We start from the raw sequence: 18,061 nt of genomic DNA, 5'->3' as shown, positions 1-18,061 counted from the left end.
CCCATATCCTGCGCCAGCTCCCGCTTTCGCGGGGTTGGCGTCAAGGTGCAAGCGTCACGCGGTCGGCGACCTGCTCGACCGGGCCAATCGCACCCAGGAAACGCTTGATCGCAGCGCGAGTAGGCAGTTCGCCCTTCTCCGCCGAGATCATCACCGCCACCGCACGCTGCTTCCCGCCCAGCAGCTTGGCCTTGAGCGTCTCCGCCTTCACCCGCGAGTCACTCGGCGTCAGCACGTTGCCGACGCGGTACCAGGTCACGACTTCGCGCTCGATGGGGCCCGGCGCGGTCATTCGCATCGCCTTGCCACCTTCCAGCGCGGGCAGATCCTCGATCCGCACCCATTGGTCGTTCTCGCGGATCGCGCCCTGGCCGAAACCGACCAGCTCCTTGCCCTCCCGCTGGCTGCCATAGACGGCCAGCACCAGATCGACCTGCGCACCCATGCCGTCCGAATAGCGTCCCATCAGGAAATGATCGGCACCCGGGAAATTAGGCTTCCACTCCGCGCGCTTGCTGAGCGGGACCTGCGTCCAGCCCGCAATCTGCGGCATCGCGACCTTGGCAGGCAGCGTATCCGCACGCGAGGCGATCGCCCCGCCCCACGCCATGAACAGGCTCACGATGAACAGCCCCGTCAGCGCGACCACCGCGGGCATCCGCGCGATGCCCCACCAGCGCCGCTGGAGCTTCGACGCGTCGAACCACGGCGCATCGGGATCGCGATCGAACCATTTCCAGCCGATCGCCAGCACCCCCGCCATCACCGCGCCGAAGAAGAACCAGCCATAGACGATGTGATCATAGCCCGTCGCCGCCTCGACCGAGGTCAGGTAGGCGGCATAGACCGTCCCGAACGCCCGCACGCCGTTGGCGAGCATCGGCACGATCAGCGCCACCGCCATGAACGCCGCGCGCCGCGCCCAGCTGACATAGCAGACGTTCGCGACCAGCGTGCCGTACGCAACCATCGCGATCACGAACTTCGAACCGGAGCAGGCCTCCGCCACCTCGAAATAGCCGTTGGGCGTGGTGATGAGCACGCCATCAACATGCGCGGGCACGCCGAACAGGTCGAGCAACGGCACCATGATCGCGACCGTCAGGTCCTGAAGCGGCTTCTCCAGCGCATCGCCGAAGGGGACGAGGAAGATCATGTAGCAAAGCGGGAAGAGCAGCGCCCGACCAACATTGGGGCCGAGCAGCGCGACCACTGCGCCCTGTAGCATCACCACCAGGCCAAGGTGGCGGAACAATGCCACTCCCGCCGCATCACCGAGCAGCCAGGCGAACCCGCCGCCGCCGATCACCAGCAGCCCGGGCCACCACGCCTCCGCACGGACTGCGGGCAGATCGGCGCGGCGCTGCCACACCAGCCAGGCCACGACTGGCGCGATGAACAGGCAGTGGCCGAACGTGGTGTTGGTCCAGTAGATCGCCAGCAGATCGGCGACATCGCGGTGGAACAACAGCAGCAATACGGCCCAGACGCCGGCCAGCAATGCCGCATTTCGCCGCCATGCCGCATCGAAACTAGCCGTAGGCGCTTCGATCTCGCCATTCGCTACCGTACTCGTCATGCCGCCGCCTTGCTACGCGGCTGGGGATCGCTGCGCCCCTTGCCGAAGCCCATGATGGGGTCGAGCGCGGACAGCTTGGCGTCCCAGCCATAGAGGTCGATCACGCGCTGCCGCGCTGACACGCCCAGTTGCGCTGCGCGCGGCGGATCGGCGATCATCGCGTTGACCGCATCGGCCATTCCGCCGACGCCCGCACCGATCTCGATCGTGCCGCCGTGATCGATCCCCGTCGCCGCGGCGGGCGAAGCGACCACCGGCCGTGCCATCGCCATCGCTTCCAGCACCTTGTTCTGCACCCCGCGCGCGAGCTTCAGCGGCGCCACCACCACGGAGGCAGCAGCAAGCCAGGGACGCACATCTGGCACTTCGCCGGTCACCGTCACCCCTTCGATCTTCGCCAGCGCCTGCACCGCTGCGTCGGGCTTGCGCCCGACGATCGCGAACTGGGCGTCGGGATGGCGAACGCGGATGTGCGGGAAGACGCTCTCGGCGAACCAGGCCACGCCCTCGATATTGGGACGATAGTCCATCTGGCCGGTAAAGACGATCAGCGGCGCCACCGCCTCGATCCGCGCGAAGGACGCGGCGGGGTCGAACTTCACCGTATCGATCCCGTTTTCGACCGTATGAACGCGTTCCGCACCGGTGCGTTCGCGGAACAGATCGGTCTCGGCTTCACTGACGAGCAGGCTGGCGTCGGCCTTCGCCGCCACCGTCTTCTCGAACTGGGCGAGCATCCGCGCCTCACGCCGCATCATCCAGCCGGTGAAGCCCCGCGTCGTCTTGCCGTAGGTCGCGAACTTGGCCGAATCCATGTCGACGAAATCCATCACCACGCGCTGGCGCGGCTTGGACGGCAGATACTGCGCCATCTGGCTGGAGAAGACGTAGATGGTGTCGATCGAGCGCTGCGCGAGCGCCGAGGCCACCGCGTTGCGAAGCTCGGGATTATCGAACGCGGTGAGCGAAAAGGGCCGCCGCGCTGCCAGCGCCTGGAGACCGGCCGCCGCCTGTCCCTTGCCGCGCCAGACAATCTCCCGGCTCGCCGTGACCTTGGCCAGTCCGCTGCGATGCTTGAGATCGGCAGGGTCGTCGGCAAAGGCGATCAGATGGACGCGCTTATGGCGCGACAGATAGCGCAGGATATTGAACGCGCGGATCTTGTCGCCCCGATCGGGCGGAAACGGCACGCGATGAGCGAGGAACAGAATGTCGCCCATCAGCCCAGCCCCCGCGAAATCCACGGGCCCACGCGATTGGCGATGGCAAGCGGCAGCTTGCTCCACACCGCGACCTGCAGCCGGTATTTGGGGTTGAGCGGATTGGCATCGCGGATCGCCGCGCCGTCCGCCACGCGGTCGTAATAGACCAGAGGTTCCGGCTCGAACCCCCAATTCTTCTTGAACGCCGCGGCGCCGGTACCCACCTTCGACCGGCCGAAATCGAAGCGTGTGCAGCCGCGCGTCCGGGCATGGCGCATGAGCTCGAAATACATGCGGTCATTGGCGCGCAGCCGGCGCGCATCGGCGGTTCCGCCGCCCCAATAGGGATAGACCGTCCCCCGCCAGTACAGGCTCAACACTCCAGCCACTGCCTTCCCCCCGTCCCGCACGATCAGGACGTCGGCAGCTGTGCCGAATTCATGCAACATTTCCGTGAACAGAGCGCGCGGAAAGACGGGCGTGCCCAGATTCCGTACCGACTCGGCGTAGACCGCATAGTGCGCGGCGATATCCGCGGTGGCCTGCCCCACCGAAATATCAAGATCATAGCCCAGCGACCTGCGCACTTCCGCACGTTGCTTTCGCGGGATCTGGAGCAGTTCCGTCTCGTCGTTCGCCGCCAGATCTCGGGAGAACCCGAGATAATGCGTGTCGTCAACGCTCCATTCGGGTCCGGGCCGCGGTCCGCCGCGGACTTCCGCGCTCGGACAGCTCAACTGCACCGCGAGCGTCCAGCACGCGTCGGCCAGTTGCCGCGCCACTTCGGGCCGCTCGGTCAGAATGCCCCCGCCCACCCCGAACCCCGCCGAAGCGAGGACTCGCCCGAACAGCGGCGAATGGAGCTCGGTGAGCGGCATCACCCCGGCGATGCCCTGCCCATCCCGCTCGGCGACCAGATAATGCGCCTTCTGTCCGCACCCCTTCTCCACCGCCGCACTCCATGCGGGCAGGTGGAACGGGGTGCCGTCCGGATGGGCCTCAACGAACGCCTCGATCCGTGCCCGCTCCCCGGCATCGGCAAGGTCGGCCACGCGCAACGCGGTCATCGGCAGGCGCACCGGCGCATTCACCCGAGCTTCGCCGCTTCGGCAGCCGCGACACGATCGGTGCGGTCCCAGCGATGCCGCTGCATGAGCGTACCGAGCTTGCCTGCCATCGCGCCGAGCCGGCTGTAGTGACGCAGCTTCGACTTGAGCGGTGCGTTGGCGACGCGGGGCTGGCCGGGATCGACTTCCCAGGGGTGGAAATAGAAGATCGCGGGCTTCCCGGCGCCGTTGAGCGCGTCGATCGCCCGGTAGATGACGTTGCCCGGCAGCAGCCGGAAGAAGCCGCCGCCGGTCGTGACCTCACGGCCCAGGAACTTCGCGGTCGTCACCGGCAGTTCGATCAGGTCGCTGCCTGCGACGGGACGGAAGGCACTGCGCGGCGCATCTTCCCAGCCGTAGTGATCATGCCCGATCGGCGCGACGCTAGACGAATAGGCATAGCCCTGTTCGGCCAGAATTTGATGTGCCCAGGGCGTCCGTTTTTCGATCGAGAAGCTCGGCGCGCGGTATCCGGTCACCTTCTGCCCGCTCGCATCCTCCAGCGCCGCCCGGGCGCGGGTGATGTCATCACGGAACTGGTCCGGGGTCAGGTTGAACACGCGCTGGTGGTCCCAGCCATGGCTCGCCACCTCATGCCCCGCCTCGGCGATACGCCGCATCAGCGCGGGATATTTGTCCGCGACCCAGCCGAGCGTGAAGAAGGTCGCTTTCACCCCGCCCGTGTCGAACAATTCCAGCACCTTGTCGGTGTTGGCCTCGACGCGATGGTCGAGTCCGTCCCAATCGCCGCGCGCGATTACCTTCTCGAACGCGCCGACCTGGAACCAGTCCTCGACATCGACGGAAAGGGCATTCGCGGTCATTGCCAGGCAGCAGTTTCGCGCCGCGGCGCTCCGATACCTGCCGTCTCTTCCTCGCGCTCGATGAAATCGACCATCAGCGTCAGCACGCGGCGCAGCGCCGCATCCTGCTCCTCGAGCCGGGCCTCAAGCCGTGCCATGCGCGCATTGAGCGCGTCGATGGCGGCGGTATCGACCGCCGGAGCCGTTTCATGACGAACCGGCTCAACCGCTTCGGCCATGTCCGCGGCGCTGAGCGCCACGGCGCTCCCGGTCGCCGCATTCGCCGCGGCAGCGAGCGGACGCCCGGCGACCACCGTGTCGTTGTCGAGATCGGCGATCACCGCCTCGACCTCATCGGCGCCGAAGCTGTCGAGCTGCTCGATCGCGCCGAACAACATCACCCGCCCGGCGAGCTGGTTGACCCGGCGCGGAATGCCGTCGGACCAGCGGTGCATCGCAGCGACCGCATCCGGTTCGAAGCGCGGCCGGCCGTTCCAGCCGACCTTGGACAGGCGATGGACCAGATAGGGCTCAAGCTCTTCCAGCCCCATCGGATCGAGCTGATGCATCGCAATCACGCGCTGACGCAGCTGTTCCAGCCGCGGATCGGCAAACAGAGCACGGAATTCGGGCTGGCCGAGCAGGAAGATCTGGAGCAGCGGATAGCCGCCTGCCTGGAAGTTGGAGAGCATACGAAGCTCCTCCAGGCTCTCCATCGGCAGCGCCTGCGCCTCATCGACGATCAGCAGCGTGCGCTTGCCGCTGCGCGCGACGCTGTGCAGCCCCTTCTCGATCGCGGCGAGCGTCTGCGCCTTGGCAAGGCCGGTCGTATCCGCGCCAAGTCCTGCCGCGACGAGATGGAGCAGATCCTCCGCCTGCACCTGCGTCGTCACGATGCGGATGAAGTTCAGGCGCTCGCGATCGATCGTGTCCATCAAATGGCCGACCAGCGTGGTCTTGCCCGCGCCCGGCGAACCGGTGATGACGATGAAGCCCTCGCCCTGGCTCAGACCGTAGCCGAGATACGCCATCGCCTTGCGATGCGTTGCGGTATCGAACCAGAAGGCCGGGTCCGGCGTGAGCTGGAACGGCCGACCGTTGAGGCCATAATGCTCGTCGTACATCATTCCACCCGTCAGAAGCCGTAGCGAAGACCGAGCAGCGCCTGGGCAGAAGTATTGCCCGCACCCTCGACATCGAACGTCGAAATCCCAAGCGTCGCCATCGCACTGAGCGCGCCGAAGCTACGATAATAGGAGCCGTTCGCACCAGCCCCGAACACACCGGGCGCCCCCGGCAGATTGCTCTCATAATAATTCGCATAGACGTTGCCGCTGAGGCTCGAAACCGAGTCCAGCATGTGCGACGCGAACAGCTGGCCATACCAGTTGTCGTCGCTCGTCCCGGCCACGATCACACCCGGCGGCACCAGATAACGGCGGTTGGCATAGCCAAGACCGAGACCCAGCGTCGTCGGTCCCGCATTCATCGACAGCACCGCATTGACGCCGCGCGCACGATAACTGGCGGTCGAGATCGAACCCAGCGAATTGGTCAGGCACCCGCCCGCCGCAGTCGCGGTATCGCCGAACACGCAGCCGTTGAAACCGTCACCGAACGGATCGCCCGGGATGTTGAAGCTCGTCGGCAACGCCGAGAGATCGCGCACGAGCTGGCGGCCGAAGCTGTCGACGGAGTCATAGACCCCGACCTGAAGCCCCGAGCGGCGCGAGATCTGCCACTGGAGCGATCCGGTATAGCTCATCGAATCATAGCGGCGGCCGACGCGTGCCTCGAGCATCAGCCGCGAGCTGGGCTTGTACATCACCCCCGCGTCCCAGAAGAGGCCGTCCGTCTCATAGGCGATGCGCGGCGGCGATGCCGGATCGGTGACGAAGCGGCCGTTGCGGTCGCGCACGATGTTGCCGGCGCCGTCGCGCAGCGGATCCTTCTGGGTGATCTCGATCTTCTCGTAGCCGAGCCCGCCGACGACCGCGAGGCCGCCGCCGACCGGCAGCACGGCGTCGATCCGCGCGAACTTTCCGTCATAGGTCTGGTCGAGCTGGCTCGCATTCTCGCGCTGCCACGCGCCGGCGACGCTGAGGCCGACCGGCAGGATCACCCCGGCCTTCACGCCCGCCCGCACCTGGGCGAGGTGGCTGGTCGAGCTGTCATAGACGTCGAGCGGCGGCAGCAGCGGATCGACCCCGATGATATCGGGCGCTTCCGCCTTGACGTAGCCGAAGCGGTACGCCGCGCTGACGTCCACCGGACCACTGCCGGCATGGAAGGTCGGGCCGGCGTAGAGCGAATAGATCTGGCTGACATTGCGGACATTGCCGGCCAGGTTGCCGGGCGCGTCGCCGCGGAAATCGCTGCGGGTCCGCGTGGCGAGCGCGCCGCCCTCGAGCGTCAGACCGCGCCCGACGCGCATGGCTGCGCGTGCGATGCCGCTGTGCGTGTCGCTGTCGGCAACATCCCGGTCGTAGGAGAAGCGATGCTCGTACTTGTACGAAAGCTGCACCTCGACCCGGCGGGTCTGGATCGACGCGTCGATCCCGGCACCTACCGACGTAGAGGTCAGCACCTCGTCGGAATCGAAATCGGCGACGAGCACCTGCGCGGCATCGACATGCGCCTCGATCGACTTGCTCCGCTCCTGTGCGGCGGCCGGAAGCGTCAGAACGGTCGAAGCGGCGATCGCCGCAGCGAGCAACCTCATGACTCGGTTTCCCCGTAATAGGCACCATAGCTGCCGAAGCGGCGTCCGCCCGGCTGGAATGAAACACTGTTGAGCACGAGCTGGATATGCTCGCACCCGTCGAGCAGGCCGACCGCTTCGCGCAGGTCGCTCTCACTCGTGCGGTCCGCGCGGACCACCAGCATCACCTGCCCTACCTTACCCGCCAGCACCGAGGCGGGCGATGCGGCAAGCGCGGGCGGCGAGTCGAAGATCACGATGCGGCGCGGATCGGCAGCAGCCAGCGAGTCGAGGATCGCGCTCGCCCGTTCGCTCGCCAACAATTCGGTATCGGCATGCGATCGCGTGCCCGCGGGCAGCACGGAAAGTTGCGGCACATCGGTCGCGATCACGCAGGATTCCACATCCTCGACCGTCCCCGCCAGCACGTCGAGCAAGCCTGTCGTCTCGCTCGCGCCCAAGCGGCTCATCACATCGGGCTTCGCGAAATCGGCATCGACCAGCAGGACCTCGACGTCCTTCTCGGCTGCCATCGAAAGCGCAAGGTTGATCGCACAGAAGGTCTTGCCGTCATTGGGCTTGGCCGAGCAGACGAGGATCGACCGGGCCCGGTTCTCGTTCGCAGCACTGTCCGCCGCCCAGATCGAACGCGCGGAATTGAGCAGCTGGCGCTTGATGAGCCGGAACTCCTCCGCCAGCGCAGTCACCGGTGCGCCCGGAACCAGCATGCCCTCTTCGGCCAGCGCTTGGCGATCGATCGCGATCCGTGTCCGGGCACCTGCAGCGCGGACCGGCCGAACGGCTGGCCGCCCGGGTGCTTCTGTCGCCAGCGTTGCCGCCGCGACCTTTTCGACTGGAGCGTGCGGTGTTTCAACTGGTGCTTCGACTTCCGAAACAGCGTCGGGCGTCTCGACCACTGCCTCTGCAACGGGCGTTACGGGCCCTTCAGGCACAGGCTCATCCGCCGGCACCGACGGAATGACCCGCGGCTCATGCATCAGGTCGTATCGCTCGGCTGCGCGCTCCAGCAGCGATCCGCGATAGCGGCGGGGGGTTTCGTCGTTCATCGCTTTCCCCGTCATGCCGCCATGCCGCGCTGGAACATCTCCAGCCCGAGCAGCGCTACCCAGGCGACCAGCAGCCCGCCGGTCGCCGCGGCGAACATCTGCAGCCGCTTTCTGCGAAGCGCAGTCTGCGCCTCTGTTACAACCTCACCAACCGATCCGATCACCGGCATCCCGGATGCCTTCTCCAGCCGCTTGGCGGTCGGGAAGGTGCCGGCCAGCTGGCTCAGGCCGAATGCCGCCGCCACGCCGCCGCCCAGGCCGACGATCAGCACGCCGGTCAGCAGCAGCATCCGGTTGGGCGCGCTCGGCGCGGTAGGCGTGACCGGGGGATCGACGACGTCGAACTTCACCGCATTGGCCTGGCTCGCCGCCTGGCTACGCAGCTTCACCTGCTCGCGATCGGTCAGCAGCTTGTCATACTCGGTCTTGAGCACCTGATAGTTGCGGTCGATCTCCGCCTGCTCTTGCGCGGCGGCGGGATCGCTGGCGATCTTCTGGTCGAAGGCGTTGATATCGGCCTCGATCTGCGCCTTGCGATTGGCCAGTGCCGCCACCTGCGCGGCGCGCTCGGCCTGCATCGTCTTGAGACCCAGATAAAGCGGGTTCGCGCCGGCGCCGCCACCGCCGCCCGCAACCGGCTTTTCGCCGCGTGCGGCGATCTGCGCCTGCGCCAGCTGGCTGCGCAGCGCCGCAACATCGGGATGATTGTCGGTCCAACCACGCGCGCGAGCTTCGGCCAGCTGTCCTTGAATAGCCGAAACACGCGCGCGTGCGGGGCCGGCGACAGCGGTGCCACCAACCCCGGGAGTCGTGGCGGCGGTCCCGGCCATCTGGCCGTTCACCGCCGCGAGTCCGCTCTGCGCAGCGGCAAGCTGAGCGTTGACATCGGCAAGCTGGCTGCGCGCCGTCGCCAGCCGCTCGGTGAGCGTACCTGTGCCGGGCAGCGAACCCAGATAACGCGTCTGGAACTCGGCCTGCTTGCTCTCGGCTGCCTGAAGCGCCTTCTGGCGTTCGGCCAGCTGCTGATCGAGGAAGGTGAGCGACTGGCTGGCCTGATCGCGGCCCTGCGTCAGATTATCCTCAACAAAGATATCGATCAGCTTCTGCACGATCGAGCGCGCCAGCTTGCCGTTCGACGCGGTCGCGCTGATCTCGAACAGATTGTCCTGCTGCGCGACGACCTTGATCTTCTGCTGCAGCCCTGCGACCCGCCCGGCGACGTCCTGATCTGTGACGACGGTGTTGGCGAGCTCTGTGCCGCGGACGACCTTTTCCAGATTCACCGCGCTGGTCAGCGTCTGGCGGATCCGGTCGATGTCCTTCTGCTGCTCCTGCTGCGTATCGGCGCCCTGACCCGGCAGGATCTGGCGCAGCTGCACCATGATGCGCGCGCGGCTCTCATATTGGTTGGGGATCTGCGACACGACCAGCCAGCCCGCCAGGCACAGCGCCCATGCGATCGCCAGCGCGATCCAGCGGCGTTGCCAGATCCCGTGGATCAGTGTCCGGATTTCTTCCCAAAGGCCTCCCATCAGTGCCAGCCCCTAGAACATGCTTTCGGGGATGATAATCACGTCGCCCGGCTCCAGTCGGACGTTCGCGCTCGTATCCCCGTTCTTGAGCAGTGCCGACAGGCGCAGACGGTATTCGCGCTGCTGGCCGGTGTTCTTGTCGAAACGGACCAGCCGGGCACGGTTGCCGGCCGCAAATTCCGAAAGTCCACCCACCGCGATCATCGCATCGAGCAGGGTCATGTTCGCGCGATAGGGCAGCGATGCCGGTTTCTCGGTTGCACCGACGATGCGGACCTGCTGGCTGAACGTGCCGCTGAAATTCTCGACGATGACCGAGACGATCGGATCCTTGATATACTCGCCAAGCGCGATCTTGAGATCGTCGGCAAGCATCGCCGGGGTCTTGCCGACCGCGGGCATGTCGCTGATCAGCGGTGTGGTGATGCGGCCGTCCGGACGCACCTGCACCTTGGCCGAAAGCTCAGGATTGCGCCATACGAAGATCTGCAGGCTGTCGAGCGGGCCGATCACATATTCCTCGCCCGGCCCTTCGCGGCTGGCGACAAAGGTAGTGGACGGCAATTCGGGCCGATTATTCCCGCCCGCGCAGCTCGAAAGCGCGATCGCGGCGATCGACACGGCCGTCAGAACCCTCGCATTATGCCCAAAACGCATCACCCAAAACCTCCGTCCCGCACGCAACTGGAGCCGGCGTCCCGCCTCCACATATCACGCGCCTTGCGGAACGCTTAGGGTTACATGGGTAAAGATACCGTTAGGAAAGAACAGCGCGCGACTTGCGCGTGACGCACGCTATGCTTGAGAAAAGAAGCGATCCCGATTCGATTTCGGGCGAGTGTTGCTGTGGGAGACTTATATGAGCGGGGATCATGAACTGTCGATGAGCGGCCAGCACGGTGGTTGGCCGCCTGCGCCCCCGCCGCCGCCTGCACCGGCCCCGACCCCGCCCGCGCCGCCCAAGCCTTCCAAGCCCGTCTGACCGAGTGCCCATGGGGCCGGGGCACCTCTACTATCTCGGCATCATCCTGACGGGGCTGTTCGTTGCGCCGTTCAGCCCGCTTGCGCGCGTCATCGTGCTTAGCTGGCTGGCGGGAGAGTTCGTCTTCTGGCTCGGCGCCCCATTCCATTGGGTGAACCTGCTCCAGCACCTCGCCGCCTTTATCATCGGCAGCCGCTATCTGCGCAACGAATGGTGCATGGCCGCCTGGGTGATGTTCATGCCGATGCTGGCCTGCGACGCGCTGGCGCTGATCCGGGAGCAAGAGGTGCTTGCCTGGTGGGGCCTGCTCTGTACCGCGCTGGCTCAGCTTGTCTTCCTGCCGCTCGGCATGGATTTCAGCGAGGCACGCTCCGGCTTTCCGGGGAAGACGACGGGTGAGACGCATGCCTCAAACTATCTCCGTTTTCGTCTCTTTTCCGGCTGATCAACAGCCTGCGACGATCTCTGTCGCCGGGCCATGGCCCAGAAAGGCAGCCGGGCTCGCGCTCGCGCCATAGGCGCCGGCCAGGAATACTGCGATGACGTCGCCTGGCTCCGTGCGCGGCAGCGCCACCCGGTCGGCGAGCCGGTCCAGGGGCGTGCACAGCGGCCCTACGACGGAGACGGTCTCGACCGGCTCAGCATCCATCTTTTCCGCCACGGCGACCGGATAGTTGCGTCGTACCACCGTGCCGAAATTACCCGATGCGGCGAGTTGGTGATGCAGCCCGCCGTCACAGATCAGGAAGGTCTCGTCCCCGCTGATCTTCCGGTCGATCACGCGCATCAGATAGACGCCGCACTCGCCTGCTATCCAGCGCCCAAGCTCGATCGCGAAACCCGATTGCGCGAGGATTTCCTGCCGAGACTCCAATGTCTTGCCCAACGCGGCTCCCACCGCATCGATATCGATTGGCATATCGCCTGAAAAATAGGGGATTCCGAACCCGCCGCCCAGGTTCACCAGCGGCGGCGACACGCCGGCTTCCTGTGCCAGCCGCGCGGCCAGCGCTACCGTCGCCGCCTGCGTCTCGATGATCGCCGCGGTATCGAGCGACTGCGACCCGGCGAAGATATGGAACCCTCGCCAGTCTGCGCCCGCCGCGATCAGCCGGTTCACCAACGCCGGCACGCGTGCGGCATCGACCCCAAATGGCGAGGCGCGCCCGCCCATCTTCATGCCCGATCCGCGCAGCTCGAAATCCGGATTTACCCGCACCGCCAGCCTTGGCGTCGTACCCAGCACTCGCCCGATCGTCAGTGCCCGCTCCGCCTCCCCTTCGGATTCGAGGTTGAGCGTCGCGCCCGCCACGATCGCCGCTTCCAGTTCGGCATCGCGTTTGCCCGGTCCCGCAAAGCTGATGTGCGCCGCGTCTTTGACCTTGAGCGCCTTGGCCAGTTCCCCGCCCGACGCGACATCCAGCCCACCAACGAGCGGCGCCACTGCCGCTATGAATTCGGGCAAGGGGTTGGCCTTGATCGCGAAGTGGATCTCGCATGCATCGGGAAGCGCCGCACGTAGCCCCCTCAGTCGTTCATGCACGATCCCCATGTCGTAGACGAACAGCGGCGACCCTGCCTCCGCCACCCAGTCCGCCGCGGCTCTCCCCGCGATCGTCAATTCGCCCTGCCTCATGAAATAGGGAGGAATCGGCCCGATCGGCTTCATGACGTCAACTCCGCCTTCAGGCCCGACCGGTCGAACTTGCCGTTCGCATTGCGCGGCAACGCCTCGCGCCACTCGTAGCGTGTCGGCTGCATGAAGCTCGGCAGTTCCCGCCTCAGTCGCTCGCGCAGCGCTGCCTCGGCCATCGCCGCATCGCCCCGCGCCGCTGCGACCACCACGATCGCCTGCCCCAATCGCTCGTCCTTGATCCCAAATGCCGCCGCCTCGCGCACCTCACCGCCGGCCAGCACCGCTTCCTCCACCTCGGTCGGGCTGATCCGGTTGCCCTGCGACTTGATCATCTCGTCATCACGCCCGACGAAACGAAGCAGCCCATCCGGCCCCTCGATCACCGTGTCGCCCGAGAACACCGCCATCCCGCCATAGCGGGAGAATGCCGGCGCGGGCTTGAAGCGTTGCATCGTGCGCTCCTCGTCCTGCCAATAGCCCTGCGCGACCAGCGGCCCGGCATGCACCAGTTCGCCCGGCTCGCCCGGTTCGGCGCCGGTCCCGTCGGCACGCACCACCATGATCTCGGCAAAGGGGATCGCCCGCCCCATCGACTCCGGATTGGCGTCGACCAGTGCCGGATCGAGATAGGTCGAGCGGAACGCCTCGGTCAGCCCGTACATCGGATAGAGGTCCGCGCTCGGAAACATCGCCCGCAACCCACGCACCATGCCTATGGTAAGCGCGCCGCCCGAATTGGTCAGCCGCCTAAGCCGCCAGGCCGTCGTCTCCGGCCACTCGGCGTCAAGCAGCTGCACCCATAGCGGAGGCACCCCGGCGATCGTCGTAACGCCATGCCGGTCCACCGCCTTGATCACGTCCTTCGCGGTCAGATAGTCGAGCGGGATCACCCGCCCGCCGCCCGCCCAGGTCGAGAAGAGCTGGTTCTGCCCATAATCGAAGCTCAGCGGCAGTACGCCCAGCACGCGGTCGTCCGGCGTGATCTTCAGATAGTGAGCGACCGAGATCGCCCCCAGCCACATATTGGCGTGGCTCAGCATCACCCCCTTGGGCCTCCCGGTCGATCCGGAGGTGTAGAGGATCGCCGCCAGTGCCTGCGGGTCGGCGCCGGACGCCGGCAGCCCCGCTCCTTCGAATGCCACCTCGTCGTCCCCGGCAACCCGGCAATGATCGGGCAGGTCGCCGCTCTCCAGCGTCATCGACCGCGAAGGTTGCGTGATCAGCAGCGATGCGCCGCTATCCGCCAGGATATGCGCGACCTGAGCGCGCTTGAGCACGGGGTTGACCGGAACATGGACCAGCCCGGCGCGCGGCACGGCCAGCGGCATCAGGCAGGCGACCCGCGTCTTGGGCAGCCAGGTCGCCACGCGCGCGCCGGGTGAGAGGCCTTGGGCCTGGAGCCAGCCCGCCATTGCGGCAACAGCAGCTTCGAGCTCGGCGTAGGTCAAGGTGCCGTTGCGATCTTCCAGCGCGACGTCTTCGGGCGCCCCCATGCCGGGCAGCGCATCGATCGGCCGGGGTGTCGGGTCCAGTTCAACCATCGCGCCTCCTTACCCTGCATCGGTTAACGATACAGTGCGTGTTTGCTGTTAGCAGGTGCAGCACTTGGCAGCGCCGCGCGCAACCGGTAACGGAAGCGCAAAAATAGCAGGGGGACGCACGTTGCAACCGGACGGATTTCACGAGGTCGAGGAGACGGTGCGCGGCGTATTGCGCGATGTGCTGGGGATCAGCGCCGATCGCGCTGCCGCCTTCGACGAGGCGACCCCGCTGTTCGGCGCGCTGCCCGAGCTCGATTCGATGGCGGTCGCCGGCGTGCTGACCGAGATCGAGGATCGCCTCGGCATCATCATCGAGGATGACGAGGTTGACGGCGACATGCTCGAAACCTTCGGTGCGCTGGTACGCTTCGCCGCCTCCAAGGCGCTCACCTGATCGCGTTCGACGCCTATGACTGGCCCGGCGGGCGCGAAGCGATGCTCCGCTTCGGCCCTGCGGCCGGCCCCGTCGTCGTCGTTGCATTGCCGCTGTTCGAGGAAGCCAATCGCACCCGCGCCTTCGCGGTGGCGATCTTGCGCGCGCTGGCCGAGCGGGGTGTTGCGGGCGCGTTGCCCGACCTGCCAGGCCAGGGTGAGAGCCTGATCCCGACGCACGAAACCGATCTTGGGAAGTTGCGAAGCGCATTCGCCGCCGCAGCGGCAGGCCTTGGAACCCCTGCCATCTCGCTGGGCATCCGTAGCGGCGCGCTGCTCGACGGTGAGGCGACGCTTGCGGGCCGCTACCATCTCTCCCCCATGAACGGCGCCGATCTGCGCCGCGAGCTGGTGCGCGCGCGCCAGGCTTCGTCGCGTGAATCGGGCGAGGCATTCGACCCGGCATCACTCGACACCGCGGCCGACCCGGTGGAACTTGCGGGCAATCTCGTCGCCCCGGCCCTGCTCGCCGAACTCACCGACGCGACGCCGTTAACGGGGATTGCCCGCACCGTCCGCCTCGAAACCGAAGCCAAGCCCGCCGATGCCAAGCTGCCAGGCAGCCCGCTCTGGCGCCGGGCCGAGCCGGACAACGACATCGCCTTCGCCAACACCGTCGCCGACGATGTGGCACTATGGGTCGCGACATGCGTTGCCTGACCCACTTCCCCTGCGCCGGAGAGACCCTTGCCGCCACGCTTGACGAGGCATCGGGCACCACCGGTCTGTTGATCGTCTCGGGCGGAAACGAGATCCGCATCGGCGCGCATCGCGGCATGGCCGAGCTCGCCGCAACCGTCGCAGCGGCGGGTCACCCCGTGTTCCGCTACGACCGGCGCGGGATTGGCGATTCAACCGGTGAAAACAACGGCTTCGAATCCACAGCTGAGGATATTCGCGAAGCCGCTGCCGCCTTCCGCCAGGCAGCGCCGCATCTCACCCGCATCGTCGCCTTCGGCAATTGCGACGCCGCCAGCGCGCTCATCCTGTTCCATGCGGGCACTGGCATCGACGCCCTTATCCTCACGAATCCCTGGACGATCGAGACGGATGAAGACGGGGGCGACGATCTCCCTCCCGCCGCCGCCATCCGCTCGCGCTATATCGAGAAGCTCAAAAACCCCCGCGAGTTGCTCCGCCTGTTCACAGGCGGCGTCAATATCCGCAAACTTGCCAGTGGGTTGCTAAAGGCATCTTCCAAGCTGTCGCAAGCTCCGCAAGGGTTTCCAGCCCGCCTTGCGGCTGCGCTGAACACCACCGGAATCCCCGTCACCATCCTGCTGGCCAGAGCTGACAACACCGCCCTCGCCTTTGCCGATCAATGGAAGGGCGAGGCCTTCGCCCGGGCCCACGCCCATTGCGACCTCCAGATCTGCGACACCGACAGCCACAGCTTCGCGCGGCCGGGGGACAAGGCATGGCTGACTGAACGCGTCCTCTCAGCGCTCGCGAGGACCTGACCCATTGCCGGATATCGCTTCTACGATAAGCTGAAGCGATGGTCTCAAAACGACGCGACACCGCTCTGCCACCCCCGTTCCTTCGCCGCATCTGGTTGCCCCTTGCGGAAGGCGAGGCCGGGGAGGCGCGCATGCACTATCCATTCACCCTTCCATTGATCCGGAACGACGGCTTCGATTTCCGTTTCGAGAAGTCGGTGACGATCCTCATCGGAGAGAACGGAACGGGCAAATCCACCATACTCGAAGCCATTGCGAAGAACGCGGGCTTCAGCGACGCCGGCGGTGCTCAGGGCATGCGGGCAGTCGATGCTGCTCCCCATTCAGGGGCAGATGCCGGATCCCTCGGCCTGCAGCTTCGGTCGTCCTGGCTTCCCCAGGTCAAGCAGGGCTGGTTCTTCCGCGCCGACACCTTCTTCACCGTCGCCCGCTACCTCGACGATTCGGGTTCGCCCTTCGCCAACTATCTGTCGGCGTCGCATGGAGAAGGGTTCATGGCCTTTTTCGAGGAGCGATTGAGCCGACAGGGTCTCTATATCCTTGACGAACCCGAATCCGCTCTCTCCCCGCAACGCCAGTTCGACTTCCTGAAGCTGCTACGCCAGCTCCAGCGCGCCAATCGCAGTCAGGTCATCATTGCAACGCATTCGCCGATCCTGATGGCACTGCCCGATGCAGACCTCTGGCAGATTGACGAATTCGGCGTGCAGCCGACCAGGCTCGAGGAAACCGCGCACTACCGCCTCTACCGCGAGTTCGCGCTCTACCCCCACGAAACGGTGGAGGCGATGATCGACTGATCATCCCGGCAAAAACAGTCACCCCTGGTGCCGCTGTATGCAGCGCTCTGCGCCGTCTGCAGAGGAAATCGGGTCAGCGCGTTAACTTCGGCGGCCCAGGGGCCCTAGCCCGTATCAACCGCGCCCGAAAGAACGCGCTAGAACCGTCAACTTGGGACGATTACTCCGCCGCTTCGGCGACCGCTTCGAAATCGGCCTCGGCCAGGAAGCGCTCGGCATCCAGTGCCGCCATGCAGCCGGTGCCCGCCGCGGTGATCGCCTGGCGATAGACCTTGTCCATCACGTCGCCGCACGCGAACACGCCGGGCACGCTGGTGCGGGTGGTGCCAGTCTCGACCTCGATATAGCTGTCGCTGTCGAGCTTCAGGTGGCCGCGGAACAACTCGGTCGCCGGGTGATGGCCGATTGCGACGAAGCCGCCTTCGACATCGATGTCGGACAGTTCGCCGGTCACCGTGTCCCTGAGCTTGAGACCGACCAGTCCTTCGGGATCGCCGCCGCCGACGAACTCGACGACTTCCTTGTTCCACAGCGTCTTGATCTTGGGATTGGCGAACAGCCGCTGCTGCAGGATCTTCTCGGCGCGCAGGCTGTCGCGGCGGTGGATCAGCGTCACGTCATGGCTGTGGTTGGTCAGGTACAGCGCCTCCTCGACCGCGGTGTTGCCGCCGCCGATCACCGCGACCTTCTTGCCGCGATAGAAGAAGCCGTCGCAGGTCGCGCACGCGCTCGCGCCCTTGCCCTTCATCGCCTCCTCGCTGTCCAGCCCCAGCCACTTGGCCTGCGCGCCCGTCGCGATCACCAGCGTGTCGCCGAGATAGACGGTGCCGCTGTCGCCGACCATGCGGAACGGGCGACGGGTCAGGTCGACCTCGACGATCGTGTCGTACAGCATCTGCGCGCCGACATGCTCGGCCTGCGCCTGCATCTCGCCCATCAGCCAGGGCCCCTGGATAACCTCGCGGAAGCCGGGATAATTCTCGACATCGGTGGTGGTCATCAGCTGGCCGCCCGGCTGGATGCCCTGCACCACGATCGGCGCCAGGCCGGCGCGCGCGCCATAGATGGCGGCGGAAAGCCCGGCAGGGCCGGAACCGAGGATCAGCATGCGGGTCGAGTGAGTGGCGGTCATCTTGTGTCCTGTAGGCCGCGAAATGGCGGTAGCGATACTGCATCTAGGGGAACGGCATCGCTTTTCGCAACATGGGTGACGTCACGCC

Annotated in this window: 17 protein-coding genes; 5 read left to right on the top strand and 12 right to left on the bottom strand. The window is 66.2% G+C overall.

What is annotated here, in order from left to right; genetic code table 11:
• Window positions 1-40: 40 nt before the first annotated feature.
• The 9 genes from xrtA to BDW16_RS20690 are packed head-to-tail and all read right to left on the bottom strand — an operon-like array spanning window position 41 to window position 10,647.
• Window positions 41-1,579, bottom strand: coding sequence for an exosortase A (xrtA, locus tag BDW16_RS20730; RefSeq protein ID WP_066579303.1), 1,539 nt, complete (start codon window positions 1,577-1,579; stop codon window positions 41-43).
• Window positions 1,576-2,799, bottom strand: coding sequence for a TIGR03087 family PEP-CTERM/XrtA system glycosyltransferase (locus BDW16_RS20725; RefSeq protein WP_066579454.1), 1,224 nt, complete (start codon window positions 2,797-2,799; stop codon window positions 1,576-1,578). Before BDW16_RS20725 ends, xrtA begins: the two co-directional genes overlap by 4 nt.
• Window positions 2,799-3,848: a FemAB family XrtA/PEP-CTERM system-associated protein gene (locus BDW16_RS20720; protein WP_066579452.1), complete on the bottom strand. Its 1,050-nt coding sequence runs from the start codon at window positions 3,846-3,848 to the stop codon at window positions 2,799-2,801. The genes BDW16_RS20725 and BDW16_RS20720 overlap by 1 nt, the downstream gene beginning before the upstream one ends.
• 20 nt (window positions 3,849-3,868) lie before the next feature.
• Window positions 3,869-4,711 carry an XrtA system polysaccharide deacetylase gene (locus tag BDW16_RS20715; protein ID WP_066579298.1) on the bottom strand — a complete coding sequence of 281 codons (843 nt, stop codon included), beginning with the start codon at window positions 4,709-4,711 and terminating at the stop codon, window positions 3,869-3,871.
• Window positions 4,708-5,814, bottom strand: a complete 1,107-nt coding sequence (locus BDW16_RS20710) for an AAA family ATPase (protein WP_066579450.1) — start codon at window positions 5,812-5,814, stop codon at window positions 4,708-4,710. The genes BDW16_RS20715 and BDW16_RS20710 overlap by 4 nt, the downstream gene beginning before the upstream one ends.
• An 11-nt stretch (window positions 5,815-5,825) precedes the next feature.
• Window positions 5,826-7,412 carry a porin family protein gene (locus BDW16_RS20705; RefSeq protein WP_066579296.1) on the bottom strand — a complete coding sequence of 529 codons (1,587 nt, stop codon included), beginning with the start codon at window positions 7,410-7,412 and terminating at the stop codon, window positions 5,826-5,828.
• Entirely contained in the window at window positions 7,409-8,458 is a 1,050-nt protein-coding gene (locus BDW16_RS20700) for an AAA family ATPase (RefSeq protein ID WP_066579448.1), read from the bottom strand. Before BDW16_RS20700 ends, BDW16_RS20705 begins: the two co-directional genes overlap by 4 nt.
• 11 nt (window positions 8,459-8,469) lie before the next feature.
• Window positions 8,470-9,990 carry an XrtA system polysaccharide chain length determinant gene (locus BDW16_RS20695; RefSeq protein WP_066579293.1) on the bottom strand — a complete coding sequence of 507 codons (1,521 nt, stop codon included), beginning with the start codon at window positions 9,988-9,990 and terminating at the stop codon, window positions 8,470-8,472.
• 12 nt (window positions 9,991-10,002) lie between these two features.
• Window positions 10,003-10,647, bottom strand: a complete 645-nt coding sequence (locus tag BDW16_RS20690; RefSeq protein WP_066579291.1) for an XrtA/PEP-CTERM system exopolysaccharide export protein — start codon at window positions 10,645-10,647, stop codon at window positions 10,003-10,005.
• 335 nt (window positions 10,648-10,982) lie between these two features.
• Here BDW16_RS20690 and BDW16_RS20685 point away from each other — a divergent pair, with 335 nt between their 5' ends.
• On the top strand, window positions 10,983-11,417 hold the full coding sequence (locus BDW16_RS20685) for a hypothetical protein (RefSeq protein WP_066579289.1): 435 nt from the start codon (window positions 10,983-10,985) through the stop codon (window positions 11,415-11,417).
• On the opposite strand, the gene BDW16_RS20680 is transcribed toward BDW16_RS20685, so the two are convergent.
• Both BDW16_RS20680 and BDW16_RS20675 read right to left on the bottom strand, forming a co-directional pair.
• Entirely contained in the window at window positions 11,418-12,641 is a 1,224-nt protein-coding gene (locus BDW16_RS20680; RefSeq protein ID WP_066579287.1) for a pyridoxal-dependent decarboxylase, exosortase A system-associated, read from the bottom strand. It abuts the gene before it with no gap.
• On the bottom strand, window positions 12,638-14,149 hold the full coding sequence (locus BDW16_RS20675) for an acyl-CoA ligase (AMP-forming), exosortase A system-associated (RefSeq protein WP_066579286.1): 1,512 nt from the start codon (window positions 14,147-14,149) through the stop codon (window positions 12,638-12,640). Before BDW16_RS20675 ends, BDW16_RS20680 begins: the two co-directional genes overlap by 4 nt.
• Window positions 14,150-14,270: 121 nt before the next feature.
• Here BDW16_RS20675 and BDW16_RS20670 point away from each other — a divergent pair, with 121 nt between their 5' ends.
• The 4 genes from BDW16_RS20670 (at window position 14,271) to BDW16_RS20655 (ending at window position 16,841) form a co-directional block, all read left to right on the top strand.
• Window positions 14,271-14,543, top strand: coding sequence for an acyl carrier protein (locus BDW16_RS20670; RefSeq protein ID WP_066579285.1), 273 nt, complete (start codon window positions 14,271-14,273; stop codon window positions 14,541-14,543).
• Window positions 14,544-14,584: 41 nt separating this feature from the next.
• Window positions 14,585-15,241 (top strand): alpha/beta hydrolase family protein, encoded by a 657-nt coding sequence (locus BDW16_RS20665; protein ID WP_066579281.1) that lies wholly within the window; start codon window positions 14,585-14,587, stop codon window positions 15,239-15,241.
• Complete coding sequence (locus BDW16_RS20660; RefSeq protein ID WP_066579445.1) at window positions 15,229-16,041, top strand: hydrolase 1, exosortase A system-associated; 813 nt, start codon at window positions 15,229-15,231, stop codon at window positions 16,039-16,041. The genes BDW16_RS20665 and BDW16_RS20660 overlap by 13 nt, the downstream gene beginning before the upstream one ends.
• Before the next feature lie 131 nt (window positions 16,042-16,172).
• Window positions 16,173-16,841 carry an AAA family ATPase gene (locus BDW16_RS20655; protein ID WP_241230514.1) on the top strand — a complete coding sequence of 223 codons (669 nt, stop codon included), beginning with the start codon at window positions 16,173-16,175 and terminating at the stop codon, window positions 16,839-16,841.
• 160 nt (window positions 16,842-17,001) lie between these two features.
• On the opposite strand, the gene trxB is transcribed toward BDW16_RS20655, so the two are convergent.
• Complete coding sequence (gene trxB / locus BDW16_RS20650) at window positions 17,002-17,973, bottom strand: thioredoxin-disulfide reductase (RefSeq protein ID WP_083954332.1); 972 nt, start codon at window positions 17,971-17,973, stop codon at window positions 17,002-17,004.
• Window positions 17,974-18,061: the final 88 nt, after the last annotated feature.

Source organism: Sphingomonas koreensis (assembly GCF_002797435.1).
GTDB classification, from domain to species: domain Bacteria; phylum Pseudomonadota; class Alphaproteobacteria; order Sphingomonadales; family Sphingomonadaceae; genus Sphingomonas; species Sphingomonas koreensis.
Note: the sequence above shows the minus strand (reverse complement) of the source record. Positions and strands in the feature narration are given on the sequence as shown.